24 protein-coding genes are annotated in these 26972 nt (G+C 62.2%); 4 read left to right on the top strand and 20 right to left on the bottom strand.

Annotated elements, in window-relative coordinates:
* The first annotated feature begins 12 nt into the window (after positions 1 to 12).
* Positions 13 to 795, top strand: coding sequence for an endonuclease III (gene nth / locus CO667_RS09490; RefSeq protein WP_097618146.1), 783 nt, complete (start codon positions 13 to 15; stop codon positions 793 to 795).
* On the opposite strand, the gene CO667_RS09485 is transcribed toward nth, so the two are convergent.
* Positions 760 to 1338: a TetR family transcriptional regulator gene (locus CO667_RS09485; RefSeq protein WP_097618145.1), complete on the bottom strand. Its 579-nt coding sequence runs from the start codon at positions 1336 to 1338 to the stop codon at positions 760 to 762. The genes nth and CO667_RS09485 overlap by 36 nt on opposite strands.
* Positions 1339 to 1420: 82 nt before the next feature.
* Between CO667_RS09485 and CO667_RS09480 the strand changes: the two genes are divergently transcribed.
* Positions 1421 to 1846, top strand: coding sequence for a VOC family protein (locus CO667_RS09480; RefSeq protein WP_097618144.1), 426 nt, complete (start codon positions 1421 to 1423; stop codon positions 1844 to 1846).
* Positions 1847 to 1849: 3 nt separating this feature from the next.
* Here CO667_RS09480 and CO667_RS09475 read toward each other — a convergent pair whose 3' ends face one another.
* Entirely contained in the window at positions 1850 to 2563 is a 714-nt protein-coding gene (locus tag CO667_RS09475; protein ID WP_097618143.1) for a sulfate transporter family protein, read from the bottom strand.
* 235 nt (positions 2564 to 2798) lie between these two features.
* Here CO667_RS09475 and CO667_RS09470 point away from each other — a divergent pair, with 235 nt between their 5' ends.
* On the top strand, positions 2799 to 3653 hold the full coding sequence (locus CO667_RS09470; RefSeq protein ID WP_097618142.1) for a MurR/RpiR family transcriptional regulator: 855 nt from the start codon (positions 2799 to 2801) through the stop codon (positions 3651 to 3653).
* 58 nt (positions 3654 to 3711) lie between these two features.
* Here CO667_RS09470 and CO667_RS09465 read toward each other — a convergent pair whose 3' ends face one another.
* The 9 genes from CO667_RS09465 to CO667_RS09425 all read right to left on the bottom strand — a co-directional run bounded on the left by CO667_RS09465 (position 3712) and on the right by CO667_RS09425 (position 13676).
* The gene (locus CO667_RS09465; RefSeq protein ID WP_097618141.1) at positions 3712 to 5295 is read right to left on the bottom strand and encodes an FGGY-family carbohydrate kinase; all 1584 of its coding nucleotides are present in this window, start codon (positions 5293 to 5295) and stop codon (positions 3712 to 3714) included.
* Positions 5295 to 5984, bottom strand: a complete 690-nt coding sequence (locus CO667_RS09460) for an HAD family hydrolase (protein WP_097618140.1) — start codon at positions 5982 to 5984, stop codon at positions 5295 to 5297. The genes CO667_RS09465 and CO667_RS09460 overlap by 1 nt, the downstream gene beginning before the upstream one ends.
* A gap of 95 nt (positions 5985 to 6079) precedes the next feature.
* Positions 6080 to 7558, bottom strand: coding sequence for a mannitol dehydrogenase family protein (locus CO667_RS09455; RefSeq protein WP_097618139.1), 1479 nt, complete (start codon positions 7556 to 7558; stop codon positions 6080 to 6082).
* A gap of 84 nt (positions 7559 to 7642) precedes the next feature.
* Entirely contained in the window at positions 7643 to 8641 is a 999-nt protein-coding gene (locus CO667_RS09450) for an ABC transporter ATP-binding protein (RefSeq protein ID WP_097618138.1), read from the bottom strand.
* A 17-nt stretch (positions 8642 to 8658) separates the two neighbouring features.
* Complete coding sequence (locus CO667_RS09445) at positions 8659 to 9489, bottom strand: carbohydrate ABC transporter permease (protein ID WP_097618137.1); 831 nt, start codon at positions 9487 to 9489, stop codon at positions 8659 to 8661.
* Position 9490: 1 nt separating this feature from the next.
* On the bottom strand, positions 9491 to 10363 hold the full coding sequence (locus CO667_RS09440) for a sugar ABC transporter permease (RefSeq protein ID WP_018243661.1): 873 nt from the start codon (positions 10361 to 10363) through the stop codon (positions 9491 to 9493).
* Positions 10364 to 10500: 137 nt separating this feature from the next.
* Positions 10501 to 11811: a sugar ABC transporter substrate-binding protein gene (locus CO667_RS09435; protein ID WP_097618136.1), complete on the bottom strand. Its 1311-nt coding sequence runs from the start codon at positions 11809 to 11811 to the stop codon at positions 10501 to 10503.
* 145 nt (positions 11812 to 11956) lie between these two features.
* Complete coding sequence (locus CO667_RS09430; RefSeq protein ID WP_097618135.1) at positions 11957 to 12910, bottom strand: sugar-binding transcriptional regulator; 954 nt, start codon at positions 12908 to 12910, stop codon at positions 11957 to 11959.
* Positions 12911 to 13055: 145 nt separating this feature from the next.
* Positions 13056 to 13676, bottom strand: coding sequence for an exopolysaccharide biosynthesis protein (locus tag CO667_RS09425; RefSeq protein ID WP_280953214.1), 621 nt, complete (start codon positions 13674 to 13676; stop codon positions 13056 to 13058).
* A 292-nt stretch (positions 13677 to 13968) separates the two neighbouring features.
* Here CO667_RS09425 and CO667_RS09420 point away from each other — a divergent pair, with 292 nt between their 5' ends.
* A complete protein-coding gene (locus CO667_RS09420) occupies positions 13969 to 14880 on the top strand; it encodes an ROK family protein (RefSeq protein ID WP_097618133.1) in 912 nt (303 codons plus the stop codon).
* Between the two features lie 13 nt (positions 14881 to 14893).
* On the opposite strand, the gene CO667_RS09415 is transcribed toward CO667_RS09420, so the two are convergent.
* The 9 genes from CO667_RS09415 to araG all read right to left on the bottom strand — a co-directional run bounded on the left by CO667_RS09415 (position 14894) and on the right by araG (position 26933).
* Positions 14894 to 16804 (bottom strand): family 20 glycosylhydrolase, encoded by a 1911-nt coding sequence (locus CO667_RS09415; protein WP_097618132.1) that lies wholly within the window; start codon positions 16802 to 16804, stop codon positions 14894 to 14896.
* A 231-nt stretch (positions 16805 to 17035) separates the two neighbouring features.
* Positions 17036 to 20182, bottom strand: a complete 3147-nt coding sequence (locus CO667_RS09410) for an efflux RND transporter permease subunit (RefSeq protein WP_097618131.1) — start codon at positions 20180 to 20182, stop codon at positions 17036 to 17038.
* Positions 20183 to 20208: 26 nt separating this feature from the next.
* Positions 20209 to 21348, bottom strand: a complete 1140-nt coding sequence (locus tag CO667_RS09405) for an efflux RND transporter periplasmic adaptor subunit (protein WP_097618130.1) — start codon at positions 21346 to 21348, stop codon at positions 20209 to 20211.
* Between the two features lie 51 nt (positions 21349 to 21399).
* Complete coding sequence (locus tag CO667_RS09400; protein ID WP_018447050.1) at positions 21400 to 22008, bottom strand: TetR family transcriptional regulator; 609 nt, start codon at positions 22006 to 22008, stop codon at positions 21400 to 21402.
* Between the two features lie 206 nt (positions 22009 to 22214).
* Complete coding sequence (locus CO667_RS09395; protein WP_097618129.1) at positions 22215 to 22646, bottom strand: OsmC family protein; 432 nt, start codon at positions 22644 to 22646, stop codon at positions 22215 to 22217.
* Between the two features lie 146 nt (positions 22647 to 22792).
* Positions 22793 to 23572, bottom strand: coding sequence for an SDR family oxidoreductase (locus CO667_RS09390; RefSeq protein WP_097618128.1), 780 nt, complete (start codon positions 23570 to 23572; stop codon positions 22793 to 22795).
* Positions 23573 to 24463: an aldose 1-epimerase gene (locus tag CO667_RS09385; protein WP_097618127.1), complete on the bottom strand. Its 891-nt coding sequence runs from the start codon at positions 24461 to 24463 to the stop codon at positions 23573 to 23575.
* Positions 24460 to 25410, bottom strand: a complete 951-nt coding sequence (gene araH / locus CO667_RS09380) for an L-arabinose ABC transporter permease AraH (RefSeq protein WP_097618126.1) — start codon at positions 25408 to 25410, stop codon at positions 24460 to 24462. The genes CO667_RS09385 and araH overlap by 4 nt, the downstream gene beginning before the upstream one ends.
* Before the next feature lie 17 nt (positions 25411 to 25427).
* Entirely contained in the window at positions 25428 to 26933 is a 1506-nt protein-coding gene (gene araG / locus CO667_RS09375) for an L-arabinose ABC transporter ATP-binding protein AraG (RefSeq protein ID WP_097618125.1), read from the bottom strand.
* Between the last annotated feature and the right edge of the window lie 39 nt (positions 26934 to 26972).

Below are 26972 nucleotides of genomic sequence, written 5' to 3'. Positions count from 1 at the left end.
TATAGATTCCCCATGGCGAATCCGAAACTTAAATCCGTTAGCAAACCGTCGCAAAACTCGAATGTGATCGCCCGCCGCAAACCGGCGGCGGCGGTGAAGACCGCCTATTCGCTGGCCGAGCGTGAGGAGATCTTCCGCCGCTTCTCGGTGCAGCGGCCGGAACCGAAGGGCGAACTCGAGCATAGCAATCCCTTCACCCTCGTCGTCGCCGTCGCACTGTCGGCGCAGGCGACCGATGTCGGCGTCAACAAGGCGACACGCGCCCTCTTCAAGGTTGCCGATACGCCGCAAAAGATGCTCGAGCTCGGCGAGGAGCGGCTGCGCGACTATATCAGGACGATCGGCCTTTATCGCAACAAGGCGAAAAACGTCATCGCGCTCTCGCAAATGCTGGTCGATGAGTTCGGCGGCACGGTGCCGGAGACGCGCGACGAACTGGTGAAATTGCCGGGCGTCGGCCGCAAGACCGCCAATGTCGTGCTGTCCATGGCCTTCGGCCAGGCGACGATGGCCGTCGACACCCATATCTTCCGCATTGCCAACCGCATCCGGCTTGCCCCTGGCAAGACGCCTGACGATGTCGAGGCGCGGCTGATGAAGGTGATCCCGAAACACTACCTCTACCACGCCCATCACTGGCTGATCCTGCACGGACGCTATACCTGCAAGGCACGCCGCCCGGAATGTGAGCGCTGCGTCATCGCCGATATCTGCAAATCACCGGAGAAGAGCTGGGATGTGGCGGCGCCACTCATCGAGCTACCGTCGCAGGTTATCGGCGAGGCCGTCGAGTAGAACAGCGATCGCCTGCTCGTAATCCCGCCTTTCCGCGCCCGCCTCGATCGCGATCGCCGCGCGGTCGAAGGCCGCCGATAGCAGCGACGTCAGCGGGTCGAGCATAGCGCCGGCCTCCGGAAGCATGGCGGCAAGCCCTGCCTGCAGCGTCGCTTCCGCATTCTCCGCATCGATCGCCGCGGTCGCCAGCGGGCCGAGAACGGCAGGGGCCTCGATCAGCAGCAGCCGCGTGCGCCCTTGTGCCCTCATCGCATCGAAATAGGCCGAGGCACCGGCGATCAGTGTGGCACGCGGCGCGTCGGATGACGCCGTATGCACCTCGATCGCTTCGGCCACCGCTTGCGCCTCGCATTCGATCACCGCGCGAAAAAGCGCCTTCTTGTCTTCAAAATGATGGTAGAGCGCGCCACGCGTCACACCCGCCGCGGCGACGATCTCCGGCGTTGCGGTTTCGGCATAACCCTTCTCGACGAAGAGACGCCGGCCGGCATCGATCAGCGCCTGCCTCGTCTGTTCCGTTCTCTCGCGATTGCTGCGGCTCATGCATTCTCTTTACATACAAACAGAATGTATGTTAATGGCCAAAAACATACAGCTTGTATGTAAATAAAAGAGGAGGAAAGAGATGAAATCGACGAGCTATTATCCCGTCATCATGACCGACGACGTCGCCGGCACCGCCAGCTTCTATTGCACGCATTTCGGCTTCAAGGCGCTGTTCGAGAGCGACTGGTACGTTCATCTGCAATCGGCAGAGACGGAGTATATTGCGCTTGCCATCCTCGATGGCAGCCACGAGACCATCCCGGCCACCGCCCACGGCAAGATCTCCGGCCTGCTGCTCAATTTCGAGGTCGCCGATGTCGACGCGATCTATGCGGCCTGCCGAAACGCCGGCCTGCCGATTGTGCGGGAGATCCGCGATGAGGATTTCGGCCAGCGGCATTTCATCACCGCCGATCCGAACGGCGTGCTGATCGACATCATCAAGCCGATCCCGCCGAGCGCCGAATTCGCAGCGATGTACGCCGCCGCCGCCCTGCCCGGCTGAGCCTTAGGGTTGCAACCCGGCATCTTTAGCAGAAATCAGCTTGTGCAGATGCACCATCATGCCGGCGGCAAACAGCGGCGTCAGAAGATTGACGAACGGGATCGCCAGGAAAAGGGCGATCACCAGCCCGCCGAGAAAGACGGTGGAAGCATGCCTGGCGCGGAAGAGCCGCGCCTCGTCAGGCGAACGGAAGCGCATGGCGGCGAATTCGAAGAATTCCCGTCCGAGCAGATAGCCGTTCACCAGAAAGAAGGCGATCAGATTGACGCCGGGGATGAACAGCAGCAGCAAGGCGACGATATTGCCGAGGATCACCACGCCGAGGAACTTGATCGAGCTTGCCATCGCCGGACCGATGGGCATGGCGGTGCCCGGCGCGTCTCCGGCATAGTCGCGTTTTTCGATGACATCGGCGACATCGTCGAGAAACAGGCCGGCGATCAGCGCCGTGACCGGCGAAAGCAGCAGGGCCAGCATCAGCGCAAGGCCGATACCGGCAAGGATCGCGAAGATGAAAGCGAGCCATCCCGCCCAATCCGGCACATCGGGAAAGAAGCTCGTCAGCCAGGGAAACAGGAAAGCCATGAAGGCGCCACGCAGCGCGAACCACAGGCCGACCAGCACGAGGACTGTCAGGCCGAGCACTTTCCAGAAGACTGCGCGTGTTTCCGGCGCGAACAAATTGGCTAGGGATAGTCGAGCGGCGGCAAGGATCATGTCTCAGGCGTCTCCGGTTGCGCCGAAGATGTAGGAAAGATGGAGAGCGCCTACAAGAGAGAATAAAATTGCAGGTGATAATAGAAAACTTGTCGAAAACTAAATGCTAATATAGTATTGTCACGCATCTAAATATGCATGAGCCTGAGAAGCAGCTTCCGAAATAGTTGCAAAGACGAGGGGTCGCAACAGCGCGTCCACGGAACGCCTCTGAGGAAAAACGGGGGAGGCTGATGTGGAAGACTTTGTGCAAAAACTCAGGCAATACGCAAAAACCGGCACACCGGCCGAACGCCGTATCGCGAAATATTTTACCGAACACCTGAACGACCTGCCGTTCGAGACAGCGGCGTCCGTCGCCGACCGGCTGGATCTGTCGCCGATGACCGTCGGGCGCTTCCTGCGCGCGCTCGGCTATCAGGGATTGGACAGCGTCAAAGTAGAGATTCGCGAGACGGTGACGACATCGCCGGCGCAATTGCAAAGCGCCATGAGCGAGCTGCATCACGACGCCGCGGAGGGCAAACCGCTCGCCGTGCTGGTTGCCGAACAGATCCAGGCGCTCCACCATATCTACCATCTGACGGCGCAGCCGCACTGGTCCGAAGCCGTCAGCTTGATCAGCACGGCCCGCGAAGTGTCGATCGCCACGCATGCCCGGCTGGCGAGCCTTGCCCATCATTTCTGCCAGCGGCTGACGCAGGCCCGTGACGGCGTGCGCACGCTCGACGGCGCCGACAACCGTTTTGCCGAACTCTTCGCCCGGCTGGCGGTCGACGACGCGCTGCTCGTCATCATCGACTGTCGCCGCTTCGCCAAGGCGCGCCTGCTTGCCCGAACCGCACGGCGCTACGGCTATAAGGTCGTGCTCATTTCACCGCAGCAAGCGGACTGGATGGCGGACCAGTCGAACGTGATGCTGCCCTTGCCGCCCGCGCGCGCCCCCGATCTCGACAATCTTCCGCCGCTGATCGCGTTGCTCGACTGCCTGTCGGAGTCGGTCATCCTCCAAGTCGGAGAAGAGGCCGCCCTTCGCCGCCGCCGCATGATGGAATTCGCGACCGTGCTCGGCGAGACGGCGAACCATTGAGCAGCAGATTCAAGGTGATAAAGCGTCCTTGGCACGTCTGAACAGACGCGGCTGCGCTCTATTCCATCGTTTCCAGCTCGGCGCGGTGCCGGTGCATGGCGAGAAGACGGCGGTAGTCGCGGTCGTAGAGCGCCTGTTTCGCCTGATCGGGAAGCCGTTCGTCGCCGCCCGGATACATCGCCTCGCCGGCTGCCGCCAGATCCCTATGCAAGCCGCAGGCGACAGATGCCGCGATCGCCGTGCCGAGCAGCACCGCCTCGTTCATCTTCGGCACCACGACCTTGCAGCCGGTGGCGTCGCTGTAGAGCTCCATCAACACCGGGTTCTTCACATGCCCGCCGGCAATATGCAGCGTATCGGGCACGTAGCCGTATTCCTTCATCTTCTCCAGGATGTGGCGGATCCCGAGCGCAATCGCCACGGCGGTGCGCCAATAGAGCGTGCAGAGACCGTCGAAGGAGCTATCGAGCGTCAGCCCGCTGACGACGCCGACGGCATGCGGATCGGCGAGCGGCGAGCGGTTGCCGTGAAAATCCGGCAACACGAAAATCCGCGCGCCGAAGGCATCGCCCTCCTCGGCCCGCAATTCGGCAATGCGCGCGACGATCTTCTGGTGCAGGGCCGCCGTCGGCTCGCCGCCGGCCGCATGCATGCGCACGATGTGGTCGAGCAGTGCCCCGGTTGCCGATTGCCCGGCCTCGACCAGCCAGGATTGCGGGAAGACCGCCTCGTAATAGGGACCCCACATGCCATGGCTCGGCTTGCGTTCCCGGGAGAAGGCAACGATGCAGCTCGACGTGCCGGCAATCAGCGCCAGCTGGCGCTCGCGTTCTACAGGATCGGCAGCGTAGCCGCCGAGCGCACCGAGCGCACCGGCAAAGGCGTCGATCATGCTGGCCGAAACGCAGCAGTCCGTCGTCAGCCCGAGCGCCTCGGCCGCTTCCGCTGTCAGCCGGCCGACGCTGCCTCCGACAGGCGTGGTCTCATCCGGCAGGTGGCCGCGCGCCTGAAGGTCCTCGAGGCCGATCCGCTCCAGGAAATCGTGCTGCCAGCCTTTTTCGAGATGGGCAAGATAGTTCCACTTCGCCGTCAGCGTGCAGCGTGAACGGGCAAGCGACCCGGTCGACTTCCACGTCATGAAGTCGGCGAGATCGAAGAAATAGCCGGCCTTTTCCCAGGTGGCGGGCAGCTTTTTCTTCAGCCACATCAGCTTCGGCATTTCCATCTCGGGCGACATCACATGCCCGGAATGTTCGAGCACCCGGTGTTCCGTCGCGGTGCAGAAATCGGCTTCCTTAAGCGCTCGGTGATCGAGCCAGACGATCGTGTCAAAACGGCTCTCGCCGCCTGTGGAAACACTGATCTGCCGGGCCTCGACGTCACGCACGACGAGCGAGCATGTGGCGTCGAAGCCGATCGCTCCGACCGCGGCCGCGGCAATACCGGATTGCTCGATCGCCCGGCGTACCGCCGTGCAGGCGGCGGACCAGATATCCTCGGAATCGTGCTCGGCATGGTTTTCGCGCGGCCGGTTCATCACGATCGGATGTTCGGCCTTGGCAAGCAGGCGGCCGCGTGCATCGAAGACGCCGGCGCGCGCACTGCCCGTGCCGATATCCACCGCAACCACATGATCACGCATCAAATCTTGGTCCCGTCCAGCTTATGGTTGCGGACAAGGTGTATCAAATCCGGCATGGCGTCAAACACCACGTCAGGCGAAAGACGATCGAGTTCGGCGCGATATCCGGCGAAGTTGGCGTGCGATCCGCCGGTGAAGGCAAACACCGTCATGCCGGCCGCCTTGGCGGCGGCAATGCCGGCCGGGCTGTCCTCGACGACGAGACAATGCACCGGCTCGATCTGCATTTCACGCGCCGCATGCAGGAAGAGATCTGGCGCCGGTTTGCCGCGCTTGACCATCGTCGCGCTGAAGATGTCCGGCAGCCTGTCGAGAAGCCCGGTGACGGACAGCGACAGCCGAATCCGCTCCATCTGACTGGACGAGGCGACGCAGCAGGGAACGCCGAGCCCGTCGATCGTCGCGGCGATACCGTCGATCGGCTTCAGTTCGGTGCGAAAACGGGCGTAAAGATCGGTGCGAATGCGCTCGAGAAATTCCTCGCCGGCGTGGACGTTGAATTCGGCTTCCAGCGTATCGATGAGCGTCGAAAGGCTGCGGCCGAGAAAGCGCTCATAGGCCTGGTCTTCGGTGATCGAGACGCCGAGATCGTTCATCGCCGCGACCAGCACGCTGATCGAGATCGGCTCGCTATCGACGAGCACGCCGTCGCAATCGAAGATGACCAGCCGTGGTTCAGCATCAGCCATGAAAGACCCACCTGAGTTCAATTCGCACGCAACCGTCCCGCTTCGCTCGCAAGGCCGGACGGATGACGGCAGCGGATGCCGCCATCCGGATTCCCTTACACTGCGAGCTCGCCGTCGAGATAGAGTTGCAGCGTCTCCCGCGTGCCTTTTTCCCACAGGGTTTTGAGCGCATGGGCAAAACGCTTGCGGAAAAGTTCTGATTTCGCCACTTCGCCGAAAATATCGTCGACGAGGAAGGCTGACGGATCGTCCTTGGCTTTCAGCGCCGCCGCATGCAGGCGATCGGCGCTGGCGTCGTTGAAGACGATATCCTTGCCGCTGTCGGTCTTGCCGGCGAAATAACGGCACCAGAGTGCAGAAACCAGCGCCAGGCCGACGACATCCTTGCCCTGGCGCAGATTGTCGAGCGTCGACGGCAGGATGAATTTCGGCTGGCGGTTCGAACCGTCCTGCGCCAGCCGCGGAATGGTGTCGGCAATCTTCGGATTGAGCAGGCGATGTTCGATCAGGGCGAAATACTCGGTCAGCGACGTGTTCGGCACCGGCGGCACGATCGGAATGATCTCGTCGTTTTCGAGCTTGGCAAGGAAAGCGCGAATGAGCGGATCCTCCATGGAATCATGGACGAAATGAATATCCATCAGCGCCGCCGGATAGGCGATCGCGGCATGCCCGCCATTGAGGATGCGGATCTTCATATGCTCGTAGGGCGTGACATCGGCAACGAAGGTGACGCCGACCTTTTCCAGCGCCGGGCGGCCGGCGGTGAACTTGTCCTCCAGCACCCACTGCTTGAATTCCTCGCAATAAACCGGCCAATTGTCCTCGATCTCAAAATTGTCCCTGAGGAAATCGATCTCCCGCTGACCGGTCGCCGGCGTGATGCGGTCGACCATCGCATTCGGGAAGGCGACATTTGCCCGGATCCAGTCGGCAAAACCAGGATCCGAAAGGGCGGCCGTGCCGACCACGGCATTGGCGGTGACGATGCCGTTATGGGGAATATTGTCGCAGGACATGACGGTGAAGGGACCGATACCCCTGGTCTTGCGTGCCTTCAGGCCGGCAACGATCAGGCCGAACACCGTCTTCGGCGCGTCGGGATTCTGCCCGTCGGCGGCAATCGCCGGATGGGCCGGATTGAATCGGCCCGATGCATCGATGAAATAACCGCCCTCGGTGATCGTCAGCGAAACGATGCGGATCTCGGGATCGGCGAGCCTGGCGATGATCGCGGCGGGATCGCCGACCGGCAGGATGTCGATCATCGGCGCAGTGACGCGCGCCGCGGTTTTGTTGTTGTCCTGCTCGACCACCGTCGTCAGGAAATCCTGTGCCGCAAGCTTTTCGCGCATGGCGGCATCCGACGGCAGCACGCCGGCGCCGACGATCGCCCAGTCGTGATCCGTGCCCGCATTGAAAAGATCGTCGAGATAGATCGCCTGATGGGCACGGTGGAAGTTGCCGACGCCGAAGTGCACGATGCCGGCTTTCAGCGACGCCCTGTCGTATCCAGGGATGGCCGCCGTGCGCGCCACATCCGAAAGCGTTGCCAGCGATAATTTGCACGTCATGTTCCAGTCCTCTTGAAGGTCTTGCCGAGACGGCCGGGCGCCATCGTCCGGCTCACATGCCTGCCCCCAGCCCGGCAGTCCGCCTCAGATGGCAAGACCGCCCTCGTTGAATTTGTGAATACGCGAACGGTCGGGCGTCAGATAGACCGTATCACCGGCCTTTGCGGCGAAATCGCCGCTGCCGCGCGCCGTCACCATGCCGATGCCATCGGCATCGATATGCAGGAAAGTGTCGGAACCGAGATGTTCGGCGACCACGACCCTGCCCTTCCAGTCACCGCTCTCCATCGACAGCAGCATATGTTCGGGACGGATGCCGATTGTATGCGCCCCAAGCTGGGTGGCGTTCTGGCCCTTGATGAAATTCATCTTCGGCGAGCCGATGAAGCCGGCGACGAAGAGGTTGCGCGGGCGGCTATAGAGTTCGAGCGGCGAGCCGACCTGCTCGATATTGCCTCTGTTCAACACGACGATCTTGTCGGCCATGGTCATCGCCTCGACCTGGTCGTGGGTGACGTAGACCATCGTCGTCTTCAGCTGCTGGTGCAACTCGCTGATTTCGAGGCGCATGTTGACGCGCAGCGCCGCATCGAGGTTCGACAACGGTTCGTCGAACAGGAAGGCCGAAGGCTGACGCACGATGGCGCGGCCGATCGCCACGCGCTGGCGCTGACCGCCGGACAGCTGGCGTGGCTTGCGTTCGAGATAGTCGGTAAGGTTCAGCACCCGGGCGGCATCCGTCACCTTGCGGTCGATCTCCGCCTTGTCGACGCCCGCCATCTTCAGCGGGAAGGCGATGTTGTTGCGCACGCTCATATGCGGATAGAGCGCGTAAGACTGGAACACCATGGCAAGGCCGCGCTCCGAGGGCGCCTTTTCGGTGGCGTCCCGGCCGTCGATGACGATCTTGCCGCCGGAGACGTCCTCGAGCCCGGCAATCAGCCTGAGCAGTGTGGATTTGCCGCAGCCGGACGGGCCAACGAAGACGACGAACTCGCCGTCCTTGATGTCGAGATCGATCGACGGGATGACCTTGGCTTCGCCGAAGACCTTGGAAACCTTCTGAAGGGTAATGCTGCCCATGTTTCTCTCCCTTTATCTTATTTCACAGCGCCGAAGGTCAGGCCGCGGACGAGTTGTTTCTGGCTGAACCAGCCAAGGATCAGGATCGGCGCGATCGCCATCGTCGATGCAGCCGAGAGCTTGGCATAGAACAGGCCCTCCGGGCTGGAATAGGAGGCGATGAAGGCCGTCAGCGGCGCCGCCTTCGAGGCGGTGAGGTTGAGCGTCCAGAACGCCTCGTTCCAGGCAAGGATGATGTTCAAAAGCAGCGTCGAGGCAATGCCGGGCACCGCCATCGGCGTCAGCACATAAACGATCTCCTTCATCAGCGATGCCCCGTCCATGCGTGCCGCTTCGAGGATTTCGCCGGGGATTTCCTTGAAATAGGTGTAGAGCATCCAGACGATGATCGGCAGATTGATCAGCGTCAGCACAATCACCAGGCCGATGCGCGTATCGAGCAGGCCCGAATTGCGAAACAGCAGATAGATCGGGATCAGCGCACCCACAGGCGGCATCATCTTGGTCGACAGCATCCACATCAGCACGTCCTTGGTCCGCTTGGTCGGCGAAAACGCCATCGCCCAGGCGGCCGGAATGGCGATGATCAGGCCGATCAGCGTCGAGCCGAAGGAGATGATCACCGAGTTCATGAAGTGGCTGAGATAATTCGACCGGCTCTGAACCTCGGCGTAGTTCTCCGTCGTCCAATGGAACAACAGGAACTGCGGCGGCGAGGCGATGGCGTCGGCCTCCGACTTGAAGCTGGTGAGAAAGGTCCACAGAATCGGAAAGAAGATCAGGATGCCGAGCGTCCAGGCGATCGCGGTGACGATGAGCTTGCGCTTCGTTGTGACTTTTCTGGCCATCTCAAGCCTCCAGATTCTTGCCGACGAGGCGGACAAGGAAGATCGCAACGATATTGGCGAGGATAACAGCCACGATGCCGCCGGCCGAAGCGCCGCCGATATCGAACTGCAGCAGGGCCTGGGCATAGACGAGATAGGTGAGATTGGTGCTGTCGGTGCCCGGCCCGCCATTGGTGGTGACGAGGATTTCGGCGAAGACCGAAAGCAGGAAGATCGTCTGGATCAGGATCACCACGGTGATGGCGCGGGCCATGTGCGGCAGGATGATATAGATGAATTTCGAGATCGGCCCGGCGCCGTCCATTTCGGAGGCTTCCTTCTGCTCCTCATCGAGCGACTGCAGCGCCGTCAGCATGATGAGGGTGGCAAAGGGCAGCCATTGCCAGGCGACGATGAGAATGACGGAAAACAGCGGCGCATTGGCCAGCCAGTCGATCGGCTGCAGGCCGAGCGCCTTGGCAAGATGCGCAAACAAGCCGTTGACCGGATTCATGAACATATTCTTCCAGACCAGTGCTGCCACCGTCGGCATGACGAAGAACGGCGCAATCACCAGGATGCGCACGATGCCCTGGCCGTACATCGGCTGGTCGAGCAGCAGCGCAAAGGCGATGCCGCCGATGACGGTGATCAACAGAACGCCGGCGACGAGCAGCAGCGTATTGATCAGCGCCGCGAAGAAGGCCGGGTCGGACAGGAAATATTCGTAGTTCAGGAAACCGACGAAGCTCTCCATGCCCGGGCTGAGCAGATTGTAGTTTAGCAGCGAGAAATAGATCGTCATCACAAGCGGGACGATCATCCACGCAAAGAGCAGCAGCACGGAGGGCGCAATCATCAGGCGCGCAGCGGAGCGGGTATGTAAGGTTGCCATGGCAATCACCGATCTGGACTGAAGCGGGGAGCGGCCGCAGGAAAGCTTGGTCTGAAAAAGAGGCCGCCGATGCAGTTCGGGCAATCGGCGGCCCAGAGGGGCGGAGTGTCAAGAATCCGCCCCTTGCTCGGGAGGTGTTATTTGATGTAGCCGGCCTTGGTCATTTCGCGGGTTGCCAGCTGCTGTGCGCTCTGCAGAGCCTGTTCGACCGAAATCTGGCCGGCAAGCGCTGCCGAGAACTGCTGACCCACCGCCGTGCCGATACCCTGGAATTCCGGGATCGCCACGAACTGGACGCCGACATAGGGGACCGGCTTGACGGTCGGCTTACTCGGGTCGGCCGAGTTGATCGAGTCGAGCGTCGTCTTGGCGAAGGGAGCGGCCTTCTGGTACTCCGCATTCGCATAGAGCGAGCTGCGGGTGCCAGGAGGTGCATTCAGCCAGCCTTCCTTCTCGGCAACGAGGTTGGTGTAATCCTTGCTCGTGGCCCAGGCGACGAACTTCTCGGCCGCTTCGGCCTTCTGCGAACCCGCCGGGATGGCGAGGCTCCAGGCCCACAGCCAGTTACCGCGCTTGCCGAGGCCCTTGTCCGGAGCGAGCGCGAAGCCGACCTTGTCGGCGACGGTCGATTCCTTCGGGTTGCTGACGAAGGAAGCCGCGACGGTCGCATCGATCCACATGCCGCACTTGCCGGTCTGGAAGAGCGCCAGGTTCTCGTTGAAGCCGTTGGAGGAAGCGCCCGGAGGACCGGCATCCTTCATCAGCTTGACGTAGAAGTCGGGCGTGTCCTTCCACTCGGGCTGATCGAACTGCGGCTTCCACTTTTCATCGAACCAGCGCGCGCCGAAGGAGTTGGACATGGCCGTCAGGAAGGCCATGTTCTCGCCCCAGCCGGCCTTGCCGCGCAGGCAGATGCCGTAGACTTCCTTGTCCTTGTTGGTGATCTTGCGGGCAGCGTCCGCAATGAAGTCCCAGGTCGGAGCGTCGGGCATCTTCAGGCCGGCGGCGTCGAACAGGTCCTTGCGGTACATGACCATCGAGCTTTCGCCGTAGAACGGGGCCGCATAGAGCTTGCCGTCCAGGGTCAGGCCGCTGCGGATCGCCGGCAGCAGGTCGTCGACGTCGTAGTTGGCGCCGAGATTGTCGAGCGGCACCAGCCAGCCCTGTTTTGCCCAGATCGGAACCTCATAAGTGCCGATGGTCAGAACGTCGTACTGGCCGCCCTTGGTCGCGATGTCAGTCGTGACCTTCTGGCGCAGCACGTTTTCTTCGAGGGTTACCCATTCAAGGTCGATGCCGGGATTCTTCGCCTTGAAATCATCCGTCAGCTTCTGCATCCGGATCATGTCACCGTTGTTCACGGTTGCGATTGTCAGCGTCTCGGCCGAAGCCATGCCGGCAAACGCCAGCGCTGAGCAGGCGCCCAGCAGAAAAGTTCTCAATGTCATATCTTCCTCCCAGAAGATGGGGTGTGAGCATTCGCTTCGCTCATGAGCAATTACTCACCATACGGCGCAAAATGTCAATCGGCAATCGTTGCTGCAATGCCGAAGGACACATTTATGCTGTTGATTTTAAATAAGAATTTTTTGCTCAGTTCTTGAGCAAAAACTCAGCAGTGTCTTCATCGGTGATGAGCCCGTTGATCTGATGGCCGACCACGGCCGCCCTGATCGCCTTGAATTTCCGCTTCCCCTTGGCCAGTCCGACGACCATCGACGCATCGCGGGACGGGATCGGCGCCGATGCGACGCGCTCGTTGATCGGGTTATCGAGCAACCTGCCGTCGACATCGAAGATCCAGCCGCAGATCTCGCCGACGGCGCCGCCGCGCATCAGCTCCATCATCTCGTCCTTCTCGAGAAAGCCGTCGACGCAGAGCGGACCGTCGATGCCAAGCTCGCCGATGCCGACGAAGGTGACGTCGGCCTGGGCGCTCATGTCGAGCGTCGAGCGCACCAGCTGCTGGCCGTGCAGCAGCTCCCGCTCCTCGGCCGAGGTGACGAGCACCGGCAGCGGCATCGGAAAGTGCCGCGCCTTCACCGCATCCGCCATGCTGAAGATGACGTTGTAATAGGCCGCCGATCCGTCCGGTGCGATATTGCCGGTCAGCGAAACGATGCGGTGATTGGGACATTCGATCACCGGAAGCTGGTCGACAGCCGCCTTCAGCGTGCGGCCGGTGCCGACCGCAAGCACGATCGGCTCCGGTCGCTTCAGCCAGCGCTCGATCTCGGCTGCCGCCGCCTCGGCGATTCCGACGGTGGTCGACGACGAACCCGGATCACTCGGCACCACCTCCACATGTTTCAGTCCGAATTTTCGCCGCAACTGTTCGGCGAGTTCAAGACAGGCAGCAATGGGATGATCGAGCCGCACCTTGATCAGACGCTCGGCGACCGCAAGCGACACCAGCCGCTGCGCCGATTGCCGCGAGATACCCATCGAGGCGGCAATTTCGTCCTGGGTGCGCCCGGCGACGTAATAGAGCCAGCCGGCCCGCGCCGCATCGTCGAGCCGTGCAGGAGTCTCGGATCTTTTTGCCATCTAATGCCTACCGCGCAAAGTGAGCCGGCTTGTCGCCGCCGAACATGATTTCGAGTCTCTATCGCGCCAGATCAAAACAAAAATCCGGCAAATGTCGAGCCTGTTGAAAAGAGCGCCGCCAAATAACCGCGGTCGCTGATGCAAATCAGGCAAACCATTGCACGATGAGATAGATCGCCGCCTTCACCAGACCGTAGATCACGCCGCCGGCGATGACGAGCGACACCGCGGTCATCACGAAACCGACGAGCGCAAAGAGCCCGTCACGGCCCAATATGCCGAAAGCGAAGACCGAAATGGTGATCGCCGGCAGGATGTTGCCGAGCGGGACCGGCAGCAGCAGCACGACCGACAGCAGCAGGCATGCGGCCCCGGCGAGATATTCCGCCGGCGGCTCGGCGAAGATCGCCAGCCTCGGCTTCAACATGCGCTCCGCCCAGGCGAGCCAGCGGTGAATGCGGCCGACGATAGTCTCGAAATCCTCCCGCAGCATCGAACGGTTGGCAATCACCTTAGGCAGCCAGGGTTTCATCCCGAAGGTCAGTTGCGCTGCCAGGAACACCAATGGCGCGCCGAGGACGGCCGACGTGCCCGGCGGAGTGGGAAAGGCGTTCGGCAGCGCAAAGATCAGCATCAACGCGCCGATCGCCCTGTCACCCATCGTGTCGAACAGATCGCCGATCGAGATCCGCTCACGGCTCTGATCGGCGGCCATCTGCCGTAAAATGGATGAGAGGCGGCGGCCTTTGGGACGTGGTCTTCGGATGGTACTGTTTTCTCTCGTATCGATGGTTGTGGGTCCGGCAGTTTGTGAAAGTGTAGGGTCGGATTTTGGCGATGCAATATGCCAATTGAATGACTTGCGGGGTTAGAAATTGCGGATGCGATCGAAGCCGATCCCGACCATCCGATCTTCCCACCTGTGGGCGACATGTCTGGCAGAACGGAAGGGCGCCGCGCGGCACGACCACAGACGACGCCGCTGCCGAATGAGCACTTGAAATTCCCCGCCAACAATGCAAGCAGACGCGGGAGACCAAAGAAACGGCGGAGTGGCAATGATCATTTCATTCGATATCGGTGGCTCCGCCATCAAGGGCGGCATCGCCCGCTCCGAGACAGATATCGTTCCCCTCGGCCGCCGCCCGACGCCCAAGGATGATTTCGCCGCTTTCGTCGAGACCCTGCGCGCCATCATCGCCGAGACCGGCGAAGAGCCGAGCCGCATCGCGCTTTCCATCGCCGGCGTCGTCGATCCCGATACGCAGCGGCTGATCTGCGCCAACATTCCCTGCATCCACGAACGTACGCTCGCAGCCGATCTCGAAGCCGAACTCGGCTTGGCCGTACTGGTCGCCAACGATGCCGACTGTTTTGCCATGGCCGAAGCCGGTCTCGGCGCCGGCCGCGGCCACCGCATCGTCTTCGGCGCCATCCTCGGCACCGGCGTCGGCGGCGGCCTGGTTGCCGACGGACGCCTCGTCAACGAGGCCGGCGGTTTTGCCGGCGAATGGGGTCACGGGCCGATCATCGCATCTGCAGCCGGCAATCCGCCTGTGGCCATACCGGCCTATGCCTGCGGCTGCGGCCAGAAGGGCTGCGTCGACACCGTCGGCGGCGCCCGCGGCCTGGAGCGGCTGCACCGGACGCTGCACGATGTCGACCTTTCCAGCGAGGAGATCATCGCTCAATGGCAACATGGCGAGGAGAAGGCGACACGCACGATCGACGTCTATGTCGATCTCGTCGCCTCACCCCTGGCGCTGACCATCAACATCACAGGCGCGACCATCGTGCCGGTCGGCGGCGGGCTTTCCAATGTCGAGCCGCTGCTTACCGAGCTCGACCACGCCGTGCGCGCCCGCATCCTGCGCAAATTCGACCGCCCGCTGGTGGTATCAAGCGAATGCCGCATCGAACCCGGCCTGATCGGCGCCGCACTGCTGGGACTGAAGGCCGAGGCGGCCTAAACCACGGGCTTCTCTAAAGAACAGGCCACATCCGCACGATCGCCGCGAAGCGATCCCAGTCCTTGCGCGCCGAAGGCGTCCAGGCAGCCTCGGCAACAGCCGAAAGGCGCGGAAAAACCAGCCGGTTGAAATAGGCGCGTGACAGGAAGTTCTCGGTCCAGATGCAGGCCTGGATGCCGCGCATCTTCTGCCGCAGCGCCTCCGGCAACTCGCCCTCGGCCTCGTAAGCATAGGTGTGTTCCGGCGGGCTGAAGCCCGCCCATGCCGCGCCGGGCTCGGCCCAGGCTTCGGCCTGCGCCATGTCGAGATAATAGGCCTGGCCCGGCGTCATCACCACCTCATAGCCTTCCTCAGCCAGCTCGATGCCCACGGCGGGCTTTTCCCAAGCCATCAGCAGCGTGCCGTCGCGCTCGACGCCGCCGCCATGCGAAACCTCGTTCCAGCCGGCAAGCTTCCTGCCGCGTTCCGACAGCATGGCTTTGATCCGTTTCAGGAAATAGGATTGCAGCTCGGCGGTGCCGGAAAGTTTCTCCCGCTCCATCAGCGCCTTGCAGAGCGGCGAGGAAAGCCAGGAGCCCCGCGCCACTTCGTCGCCGCCGATATGAAGATATTCGCTGGGAAACAGCGTCACCATCTCGTCGAACACCTTGCCGAGGAATTCATAGGTGAAGTCGACCGCCGGATTGAGGGCGTTGTTGGGATAACCCTGCACCGCGCGGTAGCTGTCGGGCGCCTCCTGCCCGTCGACGAGCGCAGGCAGCGAAAGCAGCGTCGCGCTGCTGTGGCCGGGAATATCGATTTCCGGCACCACCTCGATATGCAGCGAGGCGGCATGCGCAACGATCCGGCTGACATCGTCCTGCGTGTAATGGCCGGAGCGCGGTTCCGCCCCGTCGCCGAGCTGCGGCACGAGCACTTCATCCGGCCCGCGCCGGGCGCCGATCTCCGTCAGGGCGGGATAGGCCTTGATCTCCAGCCGCCAGGCTTCGTCGTCGGTCAGATGCCAATGGAAGATGCTGAGCTTGTTCCAGGCGAGGATGTCGATCAGCCGCTCGACGTCGGCCACCGGATAGAACTGCCTGGACACATCGAGATGGCAGCCGCGCCAATCGTAACGCGGCTGGTCGGCGATCGCGCCGAAATTCGGGAACTTGAAACTCTCCCGATCGGCCCGGGCACCGTGCAGCAGTTGCGCCAGGCTGATCAGCCCATATTGCCGCCCGGCCGCATCCGCACTCGAAAGCACGATTTCATGCGAGGAGAAACGCAGTTCGTAAGCGAAGGCGGCAATCGACGATTCGGTGACGAAACGAATGGCTCGCCCGCCCTTGAGTGCAGCCAGCGAAAACGGCGCGTTTTCGGCAGGATAGAGCCGCTGGTAAAGCGCCAGAACCAGGGAGAGCGCCTTGCCCGCATCGGGCCGGCTCCTTTCCACGGGATAAAGCACATCAGGCAGATCTCCCGCCTTCAGCCCGAGCGCCAGCGGCCAGGGCAGCAGCGCATAGGGCTCCTCGACCCGGCCCGGCGGCAGAAGCGGCGGCGCCACGCCGCCATCCCGGCCTTCGAGCATGAGAGCGCCGAAACCGACAGGAACATGGCGCCCGTCGCCAAGTGTCAGATAGGCCGATTTGATGCCCGATGTCGCATGTTTCGGCTCTCTGCTCAGCCCCTCGATGGTGAACCGCCAGCGGCCGGCCGGCGACACGCTCAGGCCGTCGGGCGGCAGGAATTCGTGGAAATGCGCGAGCCTCCGCTTGAGGCTGCCGCCATCGCAGACATGTTTGTCGGCAACGCGCGTCTCCGACGTGTAGGCGAGCGAGAAGCCGGACAGCGGCTCGGTCGAAAGATTGAACAGCGTGAAGGTCAAGCGCCCAAAGCTGCCCTCGATCGGGCGCCAGCTTGCTTCCAGATGGTAATCGGCCATGGTCGTGCCCCGCCCGTTCGATGAGTGGCCGGGATCGCGACTGGCCTCCCGGCTTGCTTTCCCAGCTTAGCTTTTTTGAGGTGGCAATGGAAACGGCGCGCAGGTTCGGGCGGCGGTAGTGACAGCCCGTTGAGAGGCTGCCTGCCAGGCCCCGCCGGTTCAGCAGCGGCGCGTTTGATGGGGACCTGCGAGCCCGCAAAGGAAAACGGCGCGGCTTTCGCCGCGCCGCCCTCACTCTGCTGCCAACGCCGGCGGATGTCTGTCATCCGCCTCTTCCTGGATGGCGTCGGCATCCCTGCCTGGCTCGTCCTTCGCCTTCGGCTCCCGGCCGAAGAAAAGGGCGTAGCCGGCGGGCAGAACCAGAATGGTCAGCACGGTTGCAACCAGGATGCCGCCCATCATCGCGTAGGCGAGCGGACCCCAGAAGACCCCGCGCGAGATCGGGATCAGCGCCAGCACGGCGGTCAGCGCCGTCAGCATGATCGGCCGGAAACGCCGCACGGCCGCGCCGACGATCGCCTCCTGCCGGTGCATGCCGGCCTTGATATCCTGGTCGATCTGGTCGACCAGAATGATCGAGTTGCGCATGATGATACCGAGCAGCGCGATGACGCCGAGGATCGCCACGAAGCCGAAGGGCGCGCCGCTGATCAGCAATGCGGCGGCCGCACCGATGATCCCGAGCGGCCCGGTGGCAAGCACCAGCATCGCCTTGCCGAAGTGCTGCAGCTGTATCATCAGCAGCACAATGATGACGGCGAGCATGATCGGCGCCTTGGCGGCGATCGACATCTGGCTTTCCGCCGCATCCTCGGCGCCGCCCTGGATCTCGACCTTGTAGCCGGCCGGCAGGCTGTCGCGCATATCCTTCATGTCGGCATACATCTTCATGACGACGTCGTTCGGCTGCACACCATCAGGCAGCGTCGCACGTATGGTGATCGTCGGCAGGCGGTTGCGCCGCCATTCGATGCCCTGCTCCATAACAGGCACGACCTTGGCGACCTGCGAGACCGGCACGAAGCCGCCGAAATCCGTGGGCACATAGACGGAATTGACCGCCGACAGCAGCGAACGGCTGGCATCCGGCTCGCGGGCGATGATCGAGACCGTCTCCTCGCCGTCGCGGAAATCGTCGAGTGCCGCACCCGACATGGCGGTCTGCAGCATCTGCCGCACGCGCTGCGAGGTGACGCCGAGCGCCCGGGCGCGGTCCTGATCGATCACCAGCTTCATCGCCGGCACCGGCTCCAGCCAGTCGTCATGGATGGCGCCAAGCATCGGATTGGCCTGGAAGCGCGCCTTCACCTGATCGGCAATCGCCCTGACTTCCCCGCGGTCCGGTCCCATGACGCGCATCTGCACCGGCCAGCCTGTGGGCGGGCCGAGGAAGAGGCGGTCGACCTTGCCGCGAATGTCGGGGAAATCTTCCGCAAGGATTGTCCGCAGCTTGACGATCAGCCGCTCGCGCGCCGGTTCGTCCTTGGCCATGACGAGCAGCTGGGCGAAGTTCGGATTGCGCAGTTGCTGGTCGAGCGGCAGGAAGAAACGCGGCGCGCCTTCGCCGATATAGGTGGCGATGAACTTCTTGTCGGGATCGTCCATCATCTTGGCTTCGAGCGCCTTTGCCTGGACCTCGACCTCCTTGATGCTGGTGCCCTCGGGCAGCCAGAGATCGACGAGGATTTCCGGCCGCGAGGATTGCGGGAAGAAATTCTGCGGAATGAACTGGAAGGCCCAGAGGCTGGTGACGAAGGTGCCGAGCGTCAGAAGCAGCACGATGACCCGGTGGCGCACCGCCCAGCCGACCGTGCCGCGCAGCCGGCGATAAAAACCGGTGTCGAAGGCATCGTGATGCTCGCCGGCGTGGTGGCGCTGCTTGAGGATCATATAGCCGAGCCACGGCGTGAAATAGACGGCGACGAACCACGAGGTCACCAGCGCGATGCCGACGACGTAGAACAGCGAGCGCACATATTCGCCGGCTGTCGATGCGGCAAAGCCGACCGGAATAAAGCCGGCCGTGGTGATCAGCGTACCCGTCAGCATCGGGAAGGCGGTCGAGGAATAGGCGAAACTTGCCGCCTCGATCTTGACCAGCCCCTCCTCCAGCTTTCGCTCCATCATCTCGACGACGATCATCGCATCGTCGACGAGCAGGCCGAGCGCGATGATCAGTGCCCCGAGCGAGATGCGCTGCAAGTCGATGCCGAGTTCGTACATCAGTGCGAAGGTGGCGGCGAGCACCAGTGGAATGGCGATGGCGATGACAAGGCCCGAGCGCCAGCCGATCGACAGGAACGAAACGACAAGGACGATGACGAGGGCTTCGCCGAGCGCATGCATGAATTCGCTGACCGCATCCGTCACCACGTCGGGCTGGTTGGCGATCTGATCGACGGCGACGCCGTAAGGCAGCGCCTCCTCGAAGCGCTGATAGGTCGCCTCCACACCCTTGCCGACATCGGTGACGTTGAAGCCCTTGGCCATGACGACGCCGACCTGGACGCTGTCGTAACCGTTGAAGCGGTACTTGCGCTGATAGGGATCTTCGAGCCCGGAACTGACGGTGGCGATATCGCCGAGCCGCGTCACCTGGCCGCCGGCGCGCAGGCGCAGCTCGCGGATATCGACCGCCTTCTTCACGTCGCCTTCGACGGAGATGCGCACCGAGCGCAGGCCGGTATCGACGGAGCCCGCCGCATCGACATTGTTCTGGCCCTTGATGGCGTTCTGCAGATCGAGGATCGTCAGGCCGCGCTCGGCGAGCGCCTTGGACGAGACGTCGATATAGATCTTCTCAGGCTGGTCACCGATGATCATGGCCTTCTCGACGCCTGGCGTCGTCAGCAGCATGTCGCGCGCCTGGATCGCGAATTTCTTCAGCTCCGGATAGGAATAGCCGTCGCCGCTGATCGAATGCAGCGTGATGAACGTGTCGCCGAACTCGTCGTTGAAATAGGGGCCGAGCAGGCCCTGCGGCAGCTCGTTGGAGATGTCGCCGACCTTCTTGCGCACCTGGTAGAAGGCATCCGCCACATCCTTCGAATTCGTATCGCCCTTGACCTGCAGGGTGATGATCGCGCTGCCTGCCCGCGTATAGGACTTGACCCAGTCGATATGCGGCGTTTCCTGCAGCTTGCGCTCGATCTTGTTGACGACCTGATCCTCCATTTCCTGGATGGAAGCACCTGGCCAGATCGCCTGAACGACCATGACGCGGAAGGTGAATTCGGGGTCCTCGCGCTGGCCCATGCGCATCAGGCCGAGCACACCGGTGATGATGATCAGCCCGAAGAGGAAGCGGGCGATGCTCGGATGGCCGATCGCCCAGCGCGACAGATTGAAGGGGCGCTTCTCGGTGGTGGTGGCGTCCATGGTCTTGTTCCCTATCTGTGGCGCGATCAACGAACCGTTTGGTCCGTGGCGGCCAGGGCCGACTGCTGATCCGGCACCTTCACCTTCAGGTTTTCGCTCATGAACTGCGTGCCGGCGGAAACGACGAGATCGCCGGTATCGAGGCCTTCGGTTACATGCACGCCGTCGCCGGTGAAATCGGCGACCTTGATATCGCGGCCATGCACGGTCGCCGTGTCGCGGTCGACGGTCCAGACCATCTGCTTGCCGTCTTTCTCGGCGAGTGCGCTGAGCGGGATCGAGACATAGCTGTTGCCGTTGCTGACATCGGCCTCGATCGTCGCCGTCATGCCGAGCAGCACCTGCGGATCGTTTGGCAGGCTCACCCGAACCGCAAAGGTACGCGACTGCTGGTCGGCGCTGCCGGAAACCTCACGCACCTTGCCGTCAAGCACCAGCCGGTCATCGGCCCAGAAGCTGGCCTTGACTGTCTTGCCCGGCTTGAATTCGGCAATGTCGTTTTCCGGAACGGCGATCTGCACTTCCTTTTCACCGTCGACGGCAACGGTGACGACTGGGGTGCCCGACGCAACGACCTGGCCGACATCGGCATTGATCGTCGTGACAATCCCGTTGTAATCGGCCTTCAGCTCCGCATAACTCACCTGGTTCTTCGCCTGATCGAGCGCCGAGGCGGCGGCATCGCGGCTTGAAACGGCCTGATCGTAGCTGAGCGACGCCTGCTCGAGCTGGGATTTCGGCGAAACGTTCTTGTCGAAGAGCTGCTGATTGCGCTTGTTGACGAGATCGGCGGTTTCGACGCCTTTTTCAGCGGCTGCGAGATTGGCTTCCGCCGTCTTGACCGCGAGTTGGTAATCGGTGGAGTCCATCAGAGCGAGCACATCGCCCGGCTTCACCTTGTCGCCGATATCGACGAGACGTTCGGTGATCTTGCCCGCGACACGAAAGCCGAGGTTCATCTCCGTGCGCGCCTTGACCGAGCCGGAATAATCGAGCTTGCGCGTATCACCGGCCTTGGCGATCTCGACGACCTTCACCGGCCGGATGACTTGCTTGACCTCAGCCTTCTCTTCCGAACAGGCGGAAACGCCGATGCCGATGACGCTGACGAGCACGAGGCTGGCTGCGAACGGCATGCGGTGGCTGAGGGTCTTGAGCGAAAACATCTTCCGCACTCCTGGATCGTTTCGGGGGGGTCCGACGGCGGCTGCCGTCCATTATTTCTTCAGCGCCCTGATGACGTAGTCGATCAGTTCGTCGACGCTTGCGCGGTTGGTTTTGGCAAGGCATTGCGCCACCATTTGCGGATGGCAGAGATTGATCGTCGCCGCGCCGAAGCAGCGCGAGGCAACGACCGGGTCCTGCTCGGCGAACTCGCCGGCGGCAATGCCTTCGGCGATGATTTCGGCAATGAGATCATGGACGCGGTCGATATGTTTTTCGATGACGTGCCAGTCGCGCTCGATCGCGACGATGATCATCTCATGCACCTTCATCTCATCGAGCATCAGATCCAGCGTCAATTGATGCTGGGTCTCGACATAGCGGCGCAGCCGTTCGCTGGCGCTGATCGGCTGATGGCGGATGTCGTAGGCGATTTGATAAGCGGTGGCGAGCATGCGTCCGCAAAGCGCCTGGTGGATTTCCACCTTCGATGCGAAGAAACGATAAATATTGGCCGGCGACATACCGAGATCGCGGGCGATATCCGCCACCGTCGTCTTGCTGTAACCATAGTGCCGAAACAGCCGCTCGGCCGCATCGAGAATGCGTGTGACATTCTCCTGCCGGGTGACGTCGAGCGTGTTTTCCGCGATCTCGTCCATGACTTCAGATGCCTCGAATTACGACTGACGAATTTTGAATTTCGTCAGTCGTAAAATATCAGGCGTCATTTGTCAACATGCAATGACAAGGGTCGCGCACCGGCGCGGCCGATGAGCGTCTGTTTGCTGGATGTGGGGAACATCGAACGCAATTGAAGTGCCGCGACGCGAAACGCTCGCGGCACCGCGTCGGCGGCAGCCGGAAATCAGCCGAGCTTGACGTCGAGCGTGATCGGGACGGAGGCGAGCGCCTTGGAAACCGGGCAGCCGGCCTTCGCCTTGTTAGCGAGCTCGGTGAAGGTCGCCTCATCGGCGCCGGGAATACGGCCGGAGAGCGAAAGATGGATGGCGGTGATGGCAAAACCGCCCTCGACGCTTTCGAGCGTCACCTTGGCGGAGGTTTCCATGTGCTCGGCGGTAAAGCCGGCTTCGCCGAGGATCAACGACAGTGCCATGGTGAAGCAGCCGGCATGGGCGGCACCGATCAGCTCTTCCGGGTTGGTGCCGGGAATGCCTTCGAAGCGGCTGGCAAAGCCATAGGGATAATCCTTCAGGGCGCCGCTCTGCGTCGAGATCAGGCCTTTGCCGTCCTTGAGGCCACCGGTCCAATGGGCCGAAGCCGTACGATTGATCTGCATGCCGTCCTCCTGTTTTCGATTGGGTCTTCAGGAAGCGGCAGGGCGCCGCTCCAGGCCTGCGGGAGATCAGATTGCCCCCCGATGAGCAATATAATGCTCTATCTTCAGAAGACGACAGGCTTGTAAAAATCAGCGGCCAAAGCGCCTCAGACTGGATGCTGCAGCACGCTGAGGCCACCGTCGATCGTCAGGCAGGTGGCATTCATGAACGGGCACTCGTCTGAAATCATGAACACGGCCGCCATGGCGATCTCCTCCGGCGTCGCGATGCGCCCGCCGGGATGCAGCCTCATCGTCTCGGCCTTTGCCGCCTCCGGATCGGGGAAGCTGTTCCAATAATCGATCACCTTCTGCGTCGAGACATAACCCGGCGCCAGCGCGTTCACCCGGATATTGCGGGCTGCATATTCGAGACCCAGCGATTTCGTCATCCCGAGCAGCGCGTGTTTTGCCAGCGGATAGGGAAATGTGTGCGGGACGATGGTGAAGGCATGCGTCGAAGCGATGTTGAGGATGACGCCGCCGCCTTGTTCGATCAGGCCCGGCAGCACCGCCTTGCAGCAGTTCCATGCGCCCTTCAGATTGATGTCGAAGCAGCGGTTCCATTCCTCGTCCGTCGTCTCGAGCGGTTCGGCGAAAACATTCACCCCGGCATTGTTGACCAGCGCGTTCAGCTGTCCGATCTCTTCATTCGCCTGGGCCACCAACGTCGTGATGGTGCCGGCATCGGTAATGTCGGCCGGCAGATAACCGAGCCGGCCGCCGCTGCTCTCAAGCTCTTTCGCCACCTTCGCCAGCAGCGCGGCGTCACGATCGACGAGAAAGACGGCGGCATCCTCCCGCATGAAAGCCTTTGCGATCGCAAGACCGATACCCTGCGCGGCACCGGTGATCAGGATATTCTTGCCCTGCAGGCGGCTGCCCATCTATCTCGCCTCCGGCTGAATCGGCAGCGCCGACATCTGGATCGTCACCGTGCCGGCAAGGGCCTCCCCCGGCGCAAGCGGTCTGAGCCCGCCGAAATCAGGCAGGTGGTGGCCGTTCGGCAGGTGGCTCATCGGCTCGAGGCAGAAGAAGTCGCTCCGGTTGGTCGGCATATAGAGCATGAAGCGGTCGAGTGCCCCATCGGCTTTCAGCGCCGCCTGAATACCAAGCTCCGGCCAGCCGATAACCGCCCGCCCATTCCAGCCCTCGAAGGCATTGTTCATCCATTTCTGCGGCAACAGCCTGCCGGAGCTGAAATCGAAATCATCGGGCAAATGGCCGGGCATATCGGGAAGATGGTCCGGCCGCTCGTTCCAGTAGCGGTCGGCCGCAATCGTCAGCCGCGTCTCCGGCGTCCGCACAAAGAAGGGATGCTGACCGAGCCCGAAGGGAAGAGCCGCTTCGCCGCGGTTTTCCACCGACAGCGTCAGCACCAGCGCATCGCCGGCGAGACGGATTTCCTGCCGGGTCAGATAGGCATAGGGTGAAACCTTGTCGGTGCCACGGGAAAAGGAGAACTGCGCGTGCTCCGGGCTGGCGTCTTCAAGCTGCCAGAGGCTGAGCCAGCCGTCGCCGTGCCGATAGAGCGGATCGGAAGTATTCGGGTGGAAGGCATAGTCGCGTCCGGCAAAGGACATGATATTGCCTTCCACGCGGTTGCCGAACGGCACCATCGCGAAATTCGCCATCGTTCCTTCAAGGCCGCCGGCCGCAACGAGAAAGGGCACGCCCCGATATGTTGCGGCGGTGAGGGCCGCACCCCGACGGCTGACCCGGACGGCGAGATGGCCGCGCCTCAGTTCGATGTCATCGCAGGCTTGTCCCTGGTTCATCCGCGCCGTCCCGCAGCCGAAGACCTCAAATTGTCGAGCAACACTGCGATCAGCAGGATCAGCCCGCGGACCACATACTGATAGAATGCCTGGATATTCAGGAGATTCATAACGTTTTCGGCAATGCCCATGATCAGCACGCCGACGATGACGCCGCTCATGACAGCTCGGCCGCCGGCCAGCGAAACACCGCCGAGAACGCAGGCCGAAATCACCGAAAGCTCGAGCCCCGTCGCCGCATTCGGCTGACCGGAGGTGATGCGCGAGGCAAGCAGGATGCCGGCAATGCCGCAGACGAAACCCTGCAGCGCAAAGATCCAGATGCGCATGTTGACGACGTTGACGCCCGCAAGCCGCGAAGCCTCCGGATTGCCGCCGATCGCCAGCGTGTTCTTGCCGAAGACGGTGCGGTTGAGCACGAAACCGAAGAGGATGAAAAGCATCAGCATGATCCAGATCGGCGTCGGCACAGTGAGGAAACGCGACAAGGCAAGCTGGTAGAAGGCGGGATCGTTGATGCCGACGGCGCGGCCATCCGAAGCGATCAGCGCCAGCCCGCGCACGATCTGCATGGTCGCAAGCGTGGTGATCAGCGCATTGATGCGAAAGCGCGCAATGACGATACCATTGACGAAACCGACGATGGCGCCGCACAGCAGGGCGGCGAGCAGCCCGAGCGGAATGGAACCCGTCGCATTCGAGACCATCACGGCGATCATGCCGGAAAAGGCGACGATTGATCCGACCGAAAGGTCGAAATCGCGCGATGCCAGGCAGAACATCATGGTGCACGCGACGATGCCGATCGTGACGACCGACTGCAGCAGCCCCAGCATGTTTCGCTCGGTCAGGAAGTTCGGAACGAAGAGCGAGATGATCACGAAGGCGGCAGCGAAGATCACCACCAGCCCCTGTTCGCCGAGAAGAATTTTTTTCAACGAATGCATCGTTCGTGTTCCCAGTCTTAAATGGTGCCTGCGGCATTCTTGTCGGGGAGCGCTGCCGTCAGGATGCTGCGCTCGTCGAAATCCCGGCGGGCGACATTGGCTGCCACCCTGCCCTGGCACATCACCATGATGCGATCTGAGATGCCCATGACTTCGGGCAGCTCGCTTGAAATCACCACGATCGCCATACCGTCGGCAGCAAGCTCGTAAAGGATTTCGTAAATTTCCGATTTCGCCCCGACATCGATGCCGCGTGTCGGCTCGTCGATGACCAGAACCTTGATGCCCTGTTCCGAAAGCCAGCGGCCGAGAATGACCTTTTGCTGGTTGCCGCCGGAGAGATTGATGATGTCCTGTTTGCGCGACGGCGTTCGCACCCGAAGCTTGGCGATGAACTGGTCCGCCAGCGCCGCCTCTTGCCTCGGGCTCAGAATGCCGAAGGGCGAAAAATGCCGACGCGACGAGATCGCAATATTCTCCTCGATCGACCGTCCCTGGACGATGCCGTCGAATTTGCGGTCCTCGGGGCAAAGCACCATGCCGGCATTGATCGCCGCTTTCGGATTGTTCGGCGAGACGGCGACGCCGTCGATCGTGACCTGGCCCTGATGCCTGGCATCGGCGCCGTAAAGCAGCCGCGCCATCTCGCTGCGGCCGGCGCCGATCAGGCCGAAGAAACCGAGAATCTCGCCCTGGCGGACGGAAAAACTGATCGGGTGGCGCAGCCTCGGCCCCGACAGGCCCTTGACCTCCAGCCGGACGTCGCCGAGCGGACGTTCGCGCCATCCCCAGACATTGCTGATCTCGCGTCCGACCATTTCCGAGATGATCTGTTCGCGCGTCGTTTCGCCAATTTGAGGATGGTGCGCGGCGAGCTTGCCGTCGCGCAACACCGTCAGGCTGTCGCAAAGCCTGAAGATCTCGTCGAGACGATGCGAGACGTAGAGAATGACCGTTCCCTTCGCCTTCAACCTGTCGATGAGGGAAAACAGGATTTCGCTTTCGCGGGAGGACAGCGAGGAAGTCGGCTCGTCGAGCGCAATCACCCGCGCATCGAGCATGACGGCCTTGGCGATCTCGACCATCTGCCGCGCCCCGATCGAAAGCGAGGCGACCTTGGCCGACGGATCGACATCGATACCGATCTCCTCGAGCTTCGACCGCACCGTCTCGATCAGCGCCTTCGAACGGATGACGCCGCCCCTGGCCGGAAAGCGCCCAAGCCAGAGATTTTCGGCGACCGTCAACTCCGGAACGAGCTGCAGTTCCTGATGGATGACGATGACGCCGGCATGGAAGGCGTCACGGACGGATCCGTATTTCTGCTCCTCGCCGGCGATGAGGATGTTGCCGCCATCGGCGGCCTGATCGCCTGACAGTATGCGGATCAGCGTCGATTTACCCGCGCCGTTTTCGCCCATCAGGCCGTGGACGGCGCCCTTCTCGACAGGGAAGGAAACATTCGCCAGCGCCTGCACGCCGGGATAACCCTTGGAAATGTTGTTGAATTCGAGGAAAGCCATCATCGCTCCGTCGAGAAAGACCCGGCGGCGCTGAGCGAC

Source organism: Rhizobium sp. L43 (assembly GCF_002531725.1).
In the GTDB taxonomy this organism is placed as follows: domain Bacteria; phylum Pseudomonadota; class Alphaproteobacteria; order Rhizobiales; family Rhizobiaceae; genus Rhizobium.
Note: the sequence above shows the minus strand (reverse complement) of the source record. Positions and strands in the feature narration are given on the sequence as shown.